Source organism: Natrinema sp. CBA1119, from assembly GCF_002572525.1.
Lineage (GTDB): Archaea > Halobacteriota > Halobacteria > Halobacteriales > Natrialbaceae > Natrinema.
Genome location: NZ_PDBS01000001.1, coordinates 896450 through 910105, shown reverse-complemented (window position 1 = coordinate 910105; position 13656 = coordinate 896450). Strand labels below are relative to the sequence as shown.

The window sequence follows — 13656 nt, the reverse complement described above, 5'->3', positions numbered from 1 at the left end:
TATGGCACTCGAGGACGCGTTCGCGAACTTCACGCAACGGGACTGGGAATGCGAATCAACGGCGGGAACGGTTCGCCTCGCCGTCATCGGGATCGGCGGCTTCGCACGACAGCGGGCGCTTCCGGGGATCGCCGACAGCAATCGCTGCGAAACGACGGTGCTGGTCGCGAAGCCGCCCGAACGCGTGACCGACATCGCCGAGACGTACGGCGTCGACCACCTCGTCGACTACGATGACTTTCTCGCGGGCGAGTGCGTCGACGCCTACGACGCGATCTACGTCGCAGCACCGAACAACGTCCACGGAGAGTATGCAACTACAGCCGCTGAGTTCGGAAAACACGTCCTCTGTGAGAAACCCCTCGAGATCACCGTCGACCGCGCCCAAGCGGTCGTCGACGCCTGCAACGACGCCGGCGTCACGCTGATGACGGCCTACCGACTCCAGACCGAGCCGACCGTTCGTCGCACCCGGGAACTCGTCCGCGAAGGCATCATCGGCGACGTCGTGCAGGTTCACGGCGGCTTCTCGCATCCGCTGTTGGCCACCGTGGACCCCGATACGTGGCGGCTCGATCCCGAGGTCGCCGGCGGCGGCGCGCTGGTCGACCTCGGGATCTACTCGCTCAATACGATCCGATTCATCCTCGAATCCGAACTCACCAGCGTCTACGCAACGACCCGCTCGGAGGGCGGCCCGTTCGCCGACGTCGACGAACACGTCGCGTTCCAGCTCGAGTACGAATCCGGTGCGACGGCCTCGTGTACGGCGAGTTTCGATGCTCACGCCCGGAGCGCCCTCGAACTGGTCGGCACCGGGGGGATGATCGACATCGAGTCGCCGTTCGGCGGCCGCGTCCTCCAGGAGATGGTCATCGAGAGCGGCGACATTCGCATGGAGTACACCGGCCCATCGGTCGACGAGGTCCGCGAGGAGTTCGACTACTTCGGCTACTGCGTGCTGACCGGCACTGATCCCGAACCCGACGGCGAAGACGGACTTGCCGATCTTCGCGCCATCGAGGCCGCCTACGAGTCCGCCGAGACGGGCCGTCGAGTGAGCCTTGCGTGAGCGACCCCGTCGGCCGCTGGTCGAGACGGTTCCGATACCGGCCGCGGCCGAAACGCGAGGACCGGCGGCTATTCATGTCCGGATCGCTTACCGGCGGGTATGGAGGACGTTACGGACGCTGGAATCTACGCGCGGGAATCGCCGTACCTCGATCGGTACGTCCAGATTGGTGCCGCCAGCGGACGAGTCCTGAGCGTCTCGTTCCCGGAGATTCCCGACGACGGTGCCGAGGACGACCACGCCGTTCTCGATCGGATCTTCGAGTACCTCGACGGCCTCGAGCCGATCACCTTCGACGACGTGCAGGTCGCAATGACCATGCCGACCGACCAGCGAGCGGTCCTCGAGGGGGTTCAGGAGATTCCCTACGGCGATCAGGTCACCGTCGAGACGCTTGCGCGGATGACGTCGGGCCTCGATCACGAGAACGACGACGACATCATCCTCGTCCGAACTGCCCTCGACGAGAACCCCGCCCCGCTTCTCATTCCGGATCATCGCGTGCGCGACGGCCCCAGCGCCGCCCCGCCGGACATCGAACAGAAGCTTCGGTCGCTCGAGGGGCTGTAAACGGCCGACATTGCAGGGTCGTCGACGATATCGACAAGGACGCGAGACGCAACTGCGGCGTTCGAACGCGACCTCGAGTGAATCTGATCGTCGGCAGTTCGGCCGTCCCGATCTGTTGACGATGTCTGTTTATCGAACGGGTTGTTTGACGAGAAGACGCATAATGAAGCGCTCTGCTATCGTGGCAACAGTGAATCGCCACGTCCTCCCCAACCGATTTCTACTCACGGCGGCGGAGCCGCCGTTCGTATGGTTCGCGGAACCGGAGGTTCCGCGCTAACACTCACGCCTTCGGCGTTCGCTCATCCCTCGCACGAGTTTAGCCCGCGGTTCGTCGGCGACTCACCGCGGCCAGGCGCGCGCCACGGCACGTCGGTTGATCGGTCCGGAGCGAGACGTAGATCGGCGACACTGTGCAGAAGTATCCCTGTGCGCTCTGAACGAACCCTCAAGAAATCGTTTGTCGAACGAAACCGGACGAATCGGGCCCGTTAGAACTCCGACCGATCGACTTTCTCGGGCGCTTCGAACGCCGTCGCCAACTCGAGCAACTGCACCAGAATCCGTCCCGTCGCACCCCAGACGGTGTAGCCGTTCACGCGGAAGTAGTGAATCACGATCTCGCCGTAGTAGGGGTGGCTCCGGCGCTCGTACTCGTAGTTGTCCGGATCGAGCAGCCCCGAGAGGGGGAGGACGACGATTTCGGCGACCTCACTCTCCTCGCGAACGTACTCCCGATCGGGCACGTGCGCGACGAAGGGCGTCACGGCGTACTCGGTGACCGTCCGGATGTCATCGAGTTGGCCCACGACTTCGGCTTCGCTGCGCTCGAGGCCGATCTCCTCGTTGGCCTCTCTGAGCGCCGTCTCGAGAATCGTCTCGTCGATCGACTCGGCCCCGCCGCCGGGAAAACTCATCTGTCCGGGGTGTTCGCCGAGGTGGTCGGCCCGGCGGGTGAAGAGCAGGTGGTCCTCGCCGTCGCGGTCGACGATCGGCGCGAGGACGGCCGCGTCGTACTCCTGATCGGTGATCTCGGTGGGCTCGTACGCCGCGATCGGATCGAGGGTCAGTCTCGTCGTCATTCCTCGAGGGTGTCCTCCAGTCGCGTCCGTTCGTCCGCGAGATCGACGGGGGCCCACGCCTCGATGTCGTAGCTGACGTCGAGCAGGGTTCGGAGTCGCGCTGCGTCCCCCTTGGTGACGGCCTCGTCGGCGGCCGCGACGAAGCGCTCCCGGGCCGCCTCGCCCAGCGGCTCGCGAGCGGGCCGACGCCGCTCGACGTCGAGAATGTGTGGGAGGTCTTCCGCGTGCTCCGGCACCGTCGGAAACGCCGTCGGACCGGGAACCAATAGCGCTTCGTCGTCCGCGGTCGTCGACGTCTCGTCCCGACCGGCGAGATCGTACCGAACGAGCGCGAACGACTCGAGCGCCTCGTCGATCGCCGTCTCGAGGGCCCCGTCGTCGACGGCCTGCCCGTCGGCGCGGTAGGCCGCTTCGGCGAGCGCCCGCTCCAGCTCCTCGCGGGTCAGCCCGCCAAAGAGATCGACCACGCCGGCCAGTTCGTCGGCGGTCGCATCCATACGCGATCCAACGGCCGGTGAGTGGATTAGTCTTGCGAGCGCGAGCCGATGCGCCGGTCCCGCCACGGCCGGGCCGCCGCGAGCACGTCGGACGGCGCGAACGGGGCCTCGGTCCACCGCGGCAGGCGCGCGTCCGATCCCGGCGGTGCGATCGATCCAGCGTAGCGCGCCAGCTGGTCCCGTTCGTCCGCGGGATCGTACTCGAGGCCGTTGAACGCCGCGTCGGCGCGATAGCCCTCGATCAGCTCGCCGCCGACGGCGCGATACCGCTCCGGCAGCGTCTCGTAGTCTGGGTCAACCCCGTGTTCCTCGAGCACGCGCAAGAGCGCGGCGGCGACCTCGCGGCTCATTCGCTCGAGACCGGCGTCGCCGGCGACCGCGCGGTGGTCGTGCTCGTGGCGGCCGAGGTCGACCTGGGCGGTCCCGCCGAAGCCGGCGATCTCGTAGGCGTCGCCGAGCGTGCCGACCTCGAGGCCCCACGCGCGCGGTGGGCGGAGCCGTCGGGCGAGCTCGTCGGTCGCGGCGAACTCGCCGGCCAGCGCGTACCGGAACGCGCCGAGATAGTCGACGATCGGCGCGTCGTGGGTGTCCGCGAGCGTTCGAACGAGCGGCTCGTAAAACAGGCGGAAGAGCCGACCGTAGAGCCGGTTGCGTTCGACGCGAGCGTAGTACCCCTTCGAAAACTCATAGTCCATCGTCAGCGGCGCGAGCAGCCGGTGGACGTGCTCGGCCTCGTAACTTCGAGCGTCGGCGTCGTGGACGACGACGGAGTCGCCTTCATCGGCGGCGGGTCCGAGCGCGAGCCAGACGTCACGGCCCTTTCCGAAGTCGCCCGCCAGTCCCGCCTCGGCGAGCAGCGCATCGACGCCGGGCGCGTTACACCAGAGGACGCGCGTCGGCAGCGCGAAGGAACCGAGCCACTCGCGGAACGTCCCGATCTCGTCGTCGTCGGCGCGGACGGGAACGAAGACCGCCGCTGGCGCCGGCTCGAGGCGCTCGAGTTCGCCGAGGACGCGTTCGGCGGCGGGGCTCTCGTACTCGCGGACGGTCATCGGGACGACGATGGCCGTCTCGCCGACCGCGGCGGCGGCGTCGCGGGCGAGGGCATCGCTCATCCCGTCGCCCTCGCCGAACTCGTGGAGCGTCGCGATCCGCTCCTGGACGTACTCCATCGGTGAGTTGTTCGAGCGAGCCGGTAAAACGGCCACGACTCCGGCCAGATATACTGTCGACTGTCAGCAGGCGTGTCAGCCCGATGAGTATACGAAGAGGCACCGCCGAATCGGTACCCGGGAGCGATCATGGGAGAGACGCGATTACGGACGGGGGCGAGAGCGGTCTCGAGGGCGGCCGAAACGCTCTCGCTGACGGCCGTCTGCCTCGGGAACGAGGGCCGACTCGGGGTCCGAAAGAGCACCGGTCTTTTTCTTCCCCTCCTGCTTACAGTCCGACTATGAAATCAGTCCGGAAGGCTCTCCGCGAAGACGAACTCGAGAAGGACACCTACGATCGGCTCGTCTGCGCCGAGTGCGAGAAGCCGCTGAAGACCGAAAACGACCCGGACGAGATCAAGACGGTTCGGATCTGCCCTGACTGCGAGGCGGAGTGGAAGGAGATTCGATAGGGACCGGCAGCCGACCCGTCCGCTCGGATCGCGGCGCTCCACCCCAGCGAGTGGCCACCGACGGTTGCAGTGGCATCGTCGACTCGAGACCAGTTTGAGGGCGGTCGACCGACCGGCCGGTCGACACGCCAGGCGTACCGACGTGCCGGCCGGAGCGATGTGCTGGCCGTACCGATGTGCTGGCCGTACCGATGTGCCGGCCGTACCGATGTGCCGGCCGTATCGTTTTGCCCCCGAGCGACACAGTCTCGACCGTGAGCTACGACGAGCTTCGTGATCGGCTCGACCCCCTCGAAACCGGCGACACCTGCCGCATCGTCGCGCTCCCCGACGGTAGCGTCGACCGCTGGTATGCAATCGCAGGGGCGCGCGTCGATCGCCTCGAGGAGATCGACGCGTTTACCGACCAGCTCGCCGCGGGCACTCGCTCGTTCGCGCTCGAGCCGATCGACGTCCGGCCCGGCGGGCAGGCGGTCAACGCGGCGACGCAGGTCCACGCGCTCGGCGAGCGGGCGACACTCGTCGGTCACCTCGACGACCCGGTATGCTCCGATTTCCCCTTCGAAACGCATTCGATGGGGACGCCGGCCACGGTTCGCGTGGTCGACGTCGGCCCCGACGAAATCCAGTTTTCGGAGCCGGGTCCGACCGAGGACTGGGGACTCGAGGATCTCCTCGCGGTCATCGACTGGGAGCGAATCGTCGGCGCGGACGCGCTCTGTTGCACGAACTGGATCTCCGTGCGGGGACTGACATCGGTCTTCGATCGGCTGGCGACGGCCTCCCATGATACGCGGCTCCCGATTGTGGTCGACCCCGGTCCGATCGACACCGTCGATCCGTCGGCGCTCGATAGGCTGTTCGACGCCCTCTCGCGAGCTGACTCGGCCGCCGCGTCACTCGAGGTAGTTCTGAGCGTTAACCCGACGGAACTCGCGGCCGCCGTGAGGACCGCCGACGCGTCGGCTCGCACTCGCGGCGCTGACGTGACGAGCGACGCGCGGATCCGAAGTCGGACCGCGGCGCTGCGCTCGGCGATCGACATCACCGCGGTCGTCTCTCATGGGTCGGACGCGGCCGTCGGGACGACACGCGACGATGCTGCCGCCGTCGAGATGGTCGACCTCGGCGACCCGCGGCGAACGACCGGCGCTGGCGACCGGTTTTCGGCCGGCCTGGCCTGCGCACTGGCCCGCGAGTGGCCCCTCGAGACGGCCTTGGCACTGGGAAACGCGTGTGCGGCACACTTCGTCGCGACCGGTGAGACCGCCGATCCGGGAGCGCTGCGGTCGGTGTGCGAACGCGCCGACTAACGCTATCGCTCGCCCGACATCGCGGAAAAGAGCCGTTCCTCGAACTCGTCGCGACTGATCCCGTCGGAGGGGCCGATTCCGTTCATGTGGTCGACCGAGAGCTGTCCGCCGCCCATCCGCGCGTGGCCGCCCGCGCTGGCCATCGGAATGTCGCTGATGGCGTGGCGTAGCGTCTCGCCCATGTGGACCCGGTCGTCGCGCGATCGGCCGGAGAGGTGGAGCGTCCCGTCGTGTTCGCCGTAGACGACGACCGCCGTGACTCCCTCGAGATGCATGAGTTCGTCCGCGGCCTGGGGAATCGCGTCGACGTTGCCGATCTCGCCGACGTCGCAGACGGCGAAGGGGCCCTCGACGCGCTTCTGGGTGATCGCCGTCGCCTTGACCTGCAACACGTCGTCGCTGACCTGCGGGTTAGCGATCCGGTCGAGCAGGTCCTCGTCGATCCCGGAAAACAGGGCAGCGCAGGCGTCGAACTCCGCCCGCGAACAGCCGTTCGTCAGGTGGTTCGTATCGGACTGGATACCGTAGAGTAGTCCGGTCGCCAGCTCCGGCGAAATCTCGAGCCCGCTCGAGTCCTCCTCGTCGGCCATCGTCGCGCCGATGTCGTGCAGGTACTCGACGATGATCGTCGACGCCGCACCGTAGTCCGTCCGCACGTCGGTGAACTTCGTGCCGGCCCCGTTGCCGGGATGGTGGTCGACGACCGCGATCGGTTCGACGGTCTGGGCCCCGGTGAACCCCCGCGGCGTGTTGTGATCGACCAGCACCACCGCGTCCGACTCGAGTTGCGAGCTCGCGTCGACGGACTCGATGTCCAGATCGAGGACGGTCCGGAACGCGCGGTTTTCCTGGTGGCGGATCTCGCCGGAGAACTGCAGGGCCGCGTCGGTGTCGACCGACTCGGCGATCTTCGCGACGCCCATCGCACAGGACATGGCGTCGGGATCGGGGTTCGGATGCATCAGGACCGTCACGTCGTCGTGCGTCGCTAGCACGCGCTGGAGCCGAACGCCCGGCGGTCGCCGAAACCACCGAATCACCCACCAGCCACCCAGGACGAGCGCAACGACGGCCAGAACCAGCAACGAGAGAACGAGCGGATCGAGGGACCGGATCGAGTCGCCGACCGACTCGGACACCAGCGGGTTCGCCCCGACGAACGTCGCGGCTGTCGGGGCGCTCCGTAAGCTCATATCAGAAACTCAGATCGAACCACCATGAAATTTCCCCCGATTTCTCCCGATTCGGAGTGGATTATTACCGGTGGACCCGTCTCCGTCGGTCTCGAGCGAGGTCGGTGGCCTCGGCCTCGGTACAGTCGACCTCGAGTTATAGTGACTATCGGTCGGCGTCGTCGGCTCGATAGCGTTCGATCGCGTCGCGATATCCCTCCCGAAAGGTCGGATAGGCGAACTCGTAGCCGAGATCGCGCAACTTCTCGTTCGAGCAGCGCTTGCTCGTCAGAATTCGGCGGCGGCCGGCCGCGGAGACGTCGTCGTCCGCGAGCCGCTCGGCCTTCGTCTGCTTCGGCGGATTTTCGACGCCGCATTCGCCGGCCAGCCAGTCGGCGAACGCCCACTTGGACGCCGGCTCGTCGTCGACTACTTGTACGACCTCGCCGCGTGCGAGGTCCTCCTCGAGCAGGTAGCGGACCGCTCCGGCGGCGTCGTCCCGATGGACCATGTTCAGGTAGCCCTCGGTGACGGGGCCCTCGAGGTAGCGCTCGAGCCGGTACCGATCGGGCCCGTAGAGGCCGGCGTAGCGCGCGACGGTGCCCTCGTAGCCGTACTCCGGCGGGTGCTCGAGCGCGATCCGCTCGGCCTCGGCGAGCACCTCGGTCTTGTCGGTGGTGGGCTCGAGCGGCGTCTCCTCGTCGACCCAGTCGCCGTCGTGGTCGCCGTGGACCCCCGTCGACGAGGTGTAGACCAGTCGCTCGGGGGCGTGCTCACGCTCGCCGAACTCCTCGATCGCCGTCCGCAATCCGTCGACGTACACCTCGCGGGCAGCCTCGGCACCGCGACCTCCGCTGCTGGCGGCGAAGACGATCGCGTCGACATCCGGAACCGCCGCGAGTGACTCGCGGTCGGTAATATCTGCCTGCACCCCCTCGAACCCGGCCGATTCGATCCGTTCGATTCCATCCGCCGATCGGCGAACCCCGATCGGCTCGTGGTCTCGAGCCGCGAGCTGTCGACCCAGCTCGATGCCGACGTGTCCGCAACCCAGAATTGCGACCTTCATAGCCGGACTCGTGGCCGACTGCACATAATTTCACCGCTCGAGCGCGGGGTTCCGGTCGATTGCAGCGCTATTTCCGCACCTTTTCAATCGGCCACTCGAGGTCAGCGGCGGGTTGTCACTCACTCGACGGTGACTTCGACCGCGTGGGGAAGCGACGCGTTCTCCGCGTAGCCGCCCTCGTTCCACGGATATTCGCCGTCGGCGTCCTCGTCCGGCCCGGCGATCCGCGCGGGCTGGCGGCGGCCGCGTTCGTCCGTGGCTCGAGAGACGAGTTCATACGTGCCGGGCGACGGCTCCCACGCGTCGCGAAACAGCCGCCACGCGCAGTCGTAGTTCGGGCCGAAGAACTCTCCCTCCCGCCAGCTGTCGCCGCCGTCGGTCGAGACCTCGATCGCCGTCACCTCGTCGTCGCCGGCCCAGGCGACGCCGACGATCTCGACGACCCCGTCCTCGTGTGGGGTGACGGTCGCGCCGTCCGCGGGACGACCGATCGTGGACTTGACGTTCTCGTCGAAGGTGTAGGGGTGGTCGATCTCGTCGGACTCGAGTTGGTCCCAGGTGTCGAACGTCGAGATCGTCGCGTTGGAGTCGGGCTCGACGCCCTCGGGATGGATCCGGTAGGACGACTGCTGCCACTGGGTAAAATCGTCGCCGTCGCGGTCGGCCCACTCCTCGCCGTGGACCATCGTCTCCGTGACGTGGAGCTCGGTGACCCACTTGACGCTGTTGACGCCGTACCAGCCGGGAACGAGCAATCTGATGGGATGGCCGTGTTCGGGCGGCAGCGCCTCGCCGTTTACCTCGTAGGCGAGGATGCAGTCCTCGAGCGCCTTTTCCATCGGGATCGAGCGAGCGAACCGGTCGTTCTCGCCGTCGACTTCGGGGTGGTCGCCGCCGACCGCGGTGAGCCACAGTCCGTCGTCGGTCGTTGCACCGTGGTCTGCCAGAATCGCGCTCAGTGGCGCGCCCGTCCAGATCGCGGTGCTGACGGCTCCGTACTCCCACTGGACGCTCCCCGTCTCGGGGTCGAAGTAGCCCCGGCCGTTGCCCGCACACTCCATCGTGTGCGCGACCGCGACCGTGGGGTAGTCCTCCCGAAGCTCGGCCATCCCCAGTTCGGCCTCGCGCTCGAGGCCCCCGTCGAGCGCGACCGTCCACTCGTCAGCCGCCGGATCCAGCGTCTCGTTGCGGTGGCAGACGTAGTGGTCCTCGATCGGCGTGACCCAGTTCGCGTACGTCGATCGATCGGCCGCGCCGACGACCCGATACCGGTCCTCGAGATCGGTGACGGCCTCGGTGCCGGGTTTCCGATCCAAGATTGCGTCGACCTCCCGTCGACGGTTCTCGCTCCGCTCCGAATTCGACATGGCCGTTCCACATCATCGACTGCGATAAATCTGTGTGGTGGTACCGATTCGCACAGGTGTCGGTGGCGCTCCCGATATCGAGACGGGTCGTGCCGAACTCGCCTACGACGCACCGTCCGCGATCACGTACTGGATGTGGACGTACTCGTCGAACGACATCGGCGCTCGCCCCTCGATCTTCTGGTGAACCTCCTTCGCGTCCAGCTCGATCTCGAGGTGGCTCTCGACCGCGTCCACGTCGAGCACCGCCGTCGACATCCCCAGCAGGAGATGCTCGAGCGCCATCGTGACGATCGTCTCGGGATCCGGCGTCCCCTCGGCGAGGGACTGAATCTCGGCCGCCTCCTCGAGGGTCAGTTCGGGCGATTTGCCGGCCGAAAGCGCCTCGAGCGTCTCCGCCTCGAGGCCGGTTTCGCTCGCGACGGCCGCGGGGCCGCGATCGTCGACGATCACTGCGAGGTCGTCCTCGTACTCGGCCCGGAGCTCGTCGGGCGAGTCGGGGACGGTCATCCGCTGTTCGTAGAACATACCGAACACGACGGGGATACGGCAAAAAGGTGTTGTGACCTCCGCTGATCGGTGCGGAGGCTCCGATCGTCTTCGCTCGGAAATCGGCGGTCGGCGATCGCCGGTTGGCGGTCGGCGGTCGGCAGTCGGCAGTCGGCAGTCGGCAGTCGGCGGTCAGTGGTCGACGGTCGGCCGCCCGCTCGAGCGCGGTGATACAACCTCCATATCGGCTCACCGGAACGTTCAACAGGACTCACTCAAATGGAAGTGATATGAAAGTTGCCCTGATCGGAGTCGGTCAGGCCGGTGGGAAGATCACTGAACGGCTCGCCCGGTTCGATGCGGACATGGGTTTCGGAGCCGTTCAGGGTGCGCTGGCCATCAACTCCGCGGACGCAGACCTCCAGTCGCTCGACATCGTCGACACGCAGCTGATCGGTGCCGACCGCGTCAACGGCCACGGCGTCGGCGGTGACAACGAACTCGGCACGGAAGTCATGCAGTCGGACATTCAGCAGGTGCTGGGCTCGCTCGACGGCCGCGTCACCTCGACGGCGGAAGCCATCTTCGTGGTCGCCGGCCTCGGCGGGGGCACCGGAAGCGGCGGCGCACCCGTGCTCGTCCACCACCTCCAGCAGGTCTACGACGTCCCGATCTACGCGCTCGGCGTCCTGCCCGGACGCAACGAAGGGGCGCTCTACCAGGCCAACGCCGGCCGCTCGCTGAAGACGCTCCTCCGTGAGGCCGATTCGACGCTGCTGATCGACAACGACTCGTGGCACGAACAGGGCGAGAGCGTCGAGGGTGCCTTCGAGACGATCAACGAGAAGATCGCCCAGCGGGTCGGCCTGCTCTTCGCCTCCGGAGAGGCCGTCGAAGGAGTCGGCGAAAGCGTCGTCGACTCGAGCGAGGTCATCAACACCCTCCGCGCGGGCGGCGTCGCGGTGCTCGGCTACGCGACCGAGATCGCGAGCGAGGACAGCGGCGAGAACATCACCACCGCGATGAGCGTCTCGAGACAGGCGCTGTTGACGGGGACGAGCCTGCCGGACGCGACGACGGCCGACTCGGCGCTGCTCGTCATCGCCGGCCGCCCCGACGCGATCCCCCGCAAGGGCGTCGAGAAGTCCCGGCGCTGGCTCGAGGACGAGACCGGCAGCATGCAGGTCCGCGGCGGGGACTTCCCGCTTGACAGCGACCGCCTCGGCGCGCTGGTCTTACTCGGCGGCGCGGAGCGATCCGATCGGATCGAGGCGTTCATGGAACGGGCCCGGGAGGCAAAAGAAGCACAGGAGACGGAATCGACCGACCACGCCGACCAGTTCGCCGACGACCGGCTCGAGAACCTCTTCTAGACGGTTCTGAACCGTCGGAAGGGCTTTTTACTTCGGGTTCGCTGACAGTGACAATGACCGAGGAGTGGACCGGCGGAATCGTCACGGACCGCGGCGATGACGGCCCGCCGACCGTCGCGGAGTGGGAACCGGTTTTGGTCCCCGGACGACCCCCATCGTTCGCCGGAGCGGGACCGATCGCCTATCGAACGCGGTTTCCGGACCCTCGAGACGACGAGACCGAACGCGCGATGCTCGAACTCCGCGGAGCCTACGACCGCGCGGAAATCTGGCTGAACGGTACGCGTTTGGCCACTCACGAACCCCACTTCGTGCCAGCCAGCCTCGAGTTCGATCCCCGACCCGCGAACGAACTGATCGTCGTCTGCGAGCGCCCCGAGTCGTTCGCGGGCATCTACGGGACCGACGCGGTACCCGATCGGCTCGGGACGCCCGGTATCTGGTGGGGCCTCGAGGTCGAATCGCGGCCCCGGACGCTCCTCCGGCAGTTCGAGGCGCGGCCGCGACTGGGCGCGGCTCGGGACGCGTCCGCGAGCGCGGAGGCTGCCGCGACCGGGGTCACGAACGCGACCGCTGACGGCGGTGGCGCGGCGATCGACATCTCGTTCGCGGTCGATACCGACGTGACGATCGACGACGCGGTGACGCTGTCGCTGCGACCGGAGGGGTTTCGCGGGGGTGCCTCGATGGAGCGAATACCGATCGAGAGCGAGGCGGGCGAGCGAACGACGGTCTCCAGGACGCTGTCGATCCGGGAGCCGTCGCTGTGGTGGCCCCGCGGATACGGCCCGCAACACCGGTACACGGTGCGGGCGAAACTGGGCGGCGACGCCGTCGAACGGACCGTCGGGCTCCGCCACGTCGAACGCGACGACGACGGCCTGCTGGTCAATGGGAGGCACGTCCGCGCCCGCGGGTTCACGCGACTCCCCGGCGGTGACCCGCGCGAGGACGTCCGCCGGGCCGTCGACGCGAACGCGACGCTGCTTCGTGCTCGCGCGCACGTCCCACGACAATTGTTCTACGAGGCCTGCGACGAGGCCGGGGTGCTCGTCTGGCAGGATCTGCCCGCCAGCGGAGCCGAGCTTCCCGTCGACCGGGGGACGGAGCTGGCGTCCGCGCTCGTCGAGACGCACGGGCATCATCCGAGCCTCGCGATGGTTGGCGTGCAGGACCAGCCGACGGACCCGTACGAATCGCCGCTGGGGAGCGGCTTCCTCGCGAAACTCGCCGTTCGGTATCGGGCGTGGCGGACGGCGGTTGATCACGGTTCCGCGACCGATATCGCCGCGGCCCTCCCCGACGAGCTGCCGGTCGTTCCCGTGACGGGGCCACCGGGAACCGACCCCGACGCAGCCCACCTCTTTCCCGGCTGGCAGTACCTCGAGGCCGCGGATATCGACTGGCTCTGCGAGACCTATCCCGAACTCGGCGAGATCGTCGGCGGGTTCGGCGCGGGCTCACTGGCGGACGGCGACGCCGATCCGACTGCGGTTCCGGGCCTCGAGCCGGCATTGCTCGAGCGCGGCGCGACCGACGTCGAGGGATCACAGCGCGAGCAGGCACGAACGCTGAAGACGGTCGCGGAGGCGCTCCGGCGGCGAGGCTGTGGCGTCGTCGCCGCGTCGACGCTCCGGGACAGCGCGCCGGGCGGTGGGATGGGGATCCATACCGTCGACGGCGACCCGAAGCGGGCCGCCGAGGCGATCGCGCAGTCCTACGAGCCCGTTCAGGCCGTCCTCGATAGGCCACCGGCTCCCGGGACGATCGGCATCACCCTCTGTAACGACACGCACGAGGCACTCGAGACGATCGTCGGCTGGCGGGCCGGCGACCGCACGGATACCGAGCGAGTCAGCGTCGGGCCGCTCGAGACGACGTCCGCCGGATCGGCGCGGATTCCGCCGGAGGCAGACCGGGTCGACCTCGAGATCGCCGTCGGTAATCAGACGGTTCGAAACGGGTACCGGATATAAGTACGAGGCCCACTCAATGGTACCGTCTAACACGGCGGAACGAGGGCCCTGC

General features: G+C 67.7%; 13 protein-coding genes. 6 read left to right on the top strand and 7 right to left on the bottom strand.

Going from position 1 to position 13656, the window contains the following annotated elements:
• Position 1: 1 nt before the first annotated feature.
• Positions 2-1072, top strand: coding sequence for a D-xylose 1-dehydrogenase Gfo6 (gene gfo6, locus CP556_RS04425; protein ID WP_098724524.1), 1071 nt, complete (start codon positions 2-4; stop codon positions 1070-1072).
• Positions 1073-1171: 99 nt separating this feature from the next.
• The gene (locus tag CP556_RS04420; RefSeq protein WP_098724523.1) at positions 1172-1642 is read left to right on the top strand and encodes an MGMT family protein; all 471 of its coding nucleotides are present in this window, start codon (positions 1172-1174) and stop codon (positions 1640-1642) included.
• A gap of 491 nt (positions 1643-2133) precedes the next feature.
• Here the strand turns inward: CP556_RS04420 and CP556_RS04415 are convergent, their stop codons facing one another.
• From CP556_RS04415 to CP556_RS04405, 3 genes are read right to left on the bottom strand one after another with little or no spacing between them, the layout of a single operon-like run.
• Positions 2134-2724, bottom strand: coding sequence for an NUDIX hydrolase (locus CP556_RS04415; RefSeq protein ID WP_098724522.1), 591 nt, complete (start codon positions 2722-2724; stop codon positions 2134-2136).
• The gene (locus CP556_RS04410) at positions 2721-3221 is read right to left on the bottom strand and encodes a DUF7109 family protein (RefSeq protein ID WP_098724521.1); all 501 of its coding nucleotides are present in this window, start codon (positions 3219-3221) and stop codon (positions 2721-2723) included. The genes CP556_RS04415 and CP556_RS04410 overlap by 4 nt, the downstream gene beginning before the upstream one ends.
• A gap of 26 nt (positions 3222-3247) precedes the next feature.
• A complete protein-coding gene (locus CP556_RS04405; RefSeq protein WP_098724520.1) occupies positions 3248-4393 on the bottom strand; it encodes a glycosyltransferase family protein in 1146 nt (381 codons plus the stop codon).
• Positions 4394-4674: 281 nt separating this feature from the next.
• On the opposite strand from CP556_RS04405, the gene CP556_RS25800 reads away from it, so the two are divergent.
• Positions 4675-4845: an HVO_0758 family zinc finger protein gene (locus CP556_RS25800; RefSeq protein ID WP_176548119.1), complete on the top strand. Its 171-nt coding sequence runs from the start codon at positions 4675-4677 to the stop codon at positions 4843-4845.
• Positions 4846-5099: 254 nt separating this feature from the next.
• The gene (locus CP556_RS04400) at positions 5100-6158 is read left to right on the top strand and encodes a carbohydrate kinase family protein (protein WP_255291403.1); all 1059 of its coding nucleotides are present in this window, start codon (positions 5100-5102) and stop codon (positions 6156-6158) included.
• Positions 6159-6160: 2 nt separating this feature from the next.
• On the opposite strand, the gene CP556_RS04395 is transcribed toward CP556_RS04400, so the two are convergent.
• From CP556_RS04395 to CP556_RS04380, 4 genes are all read right to left on the bottom strand, one after another.
• On the bottom strand, positions 6161-7351 hold the full coding sequence (locus tag CP556_RS04395) for a DHH family phosphoesterase (RefSeq protein WP_098724518.1): 1191 nt from the start codon (positions 7349-7351) through the stop codon (positions 6161-6163).
• 145 nt (positions 7352-7496) lie between these two features.
• The gene (locus CP556_RS04390; protein ID WP_098724517.1) at positions 7497-8399 is read right to left on the bottom strand and encodes an NAD-dependent epimerase/dehydratase family protein; all 903 of its coding nucleotides are present in this window, start codon (positions 8397-8399) and stop codon (positions 7497-7499) included.
• 119 nt (positions 8400-8518) lie between these two features.
• Positions 8519-9766 (bottom strand): sulfite oxidase, encoded by a 1248-nt coding sequence (locus tag CP556_RS04385; protein ID WP_098724516.1) that lies wholly within the window; start codon positions 9764-9766, stop codon positions 8519-8521.
• A gap of 102 nt (positions 9767-9868) precedes the next feature.
• Entirely contained in the window at positions 9869-10294 is a 426-nt protein-coding gene (locus tag CP556_RS04380) for a DUF5791 family protein (RefSeq protein WP_098724515.1), read from the bottom strand.
• A gap of 251 nt (positions 10295-10545) precedes the next feature.
• Between CP556_RS04380 and CP556_RS04375 the strand changes: the two genes are divergently transcribed.
• Both CP556_RS04375 and CP556_RS04370 read left to right on the top strand, forming a co-directional pair.
• A complete protein-coding gene (locus CP556_RS04375) occupies positions 10546-11628 on the top strand; it encodes a tubulin/FtsZ family protein (RefSeq protein WP_098727280.1) in 1083 nt (360 codons plus the stop codon).
• A gap of 53 nt (positions 11629-11681) precedes the next feature.
• Entirely contained in the window at positions 11682-13604 is a 1923-nt protein-coding gene (locus CP556_RS04370) for a glycoside hydrolase family 2 protein (RefSeq protein ID WP_098724514.1), read from the top strand.
• Positions 13605-13656: the final 52 nt, after the last annotated feature.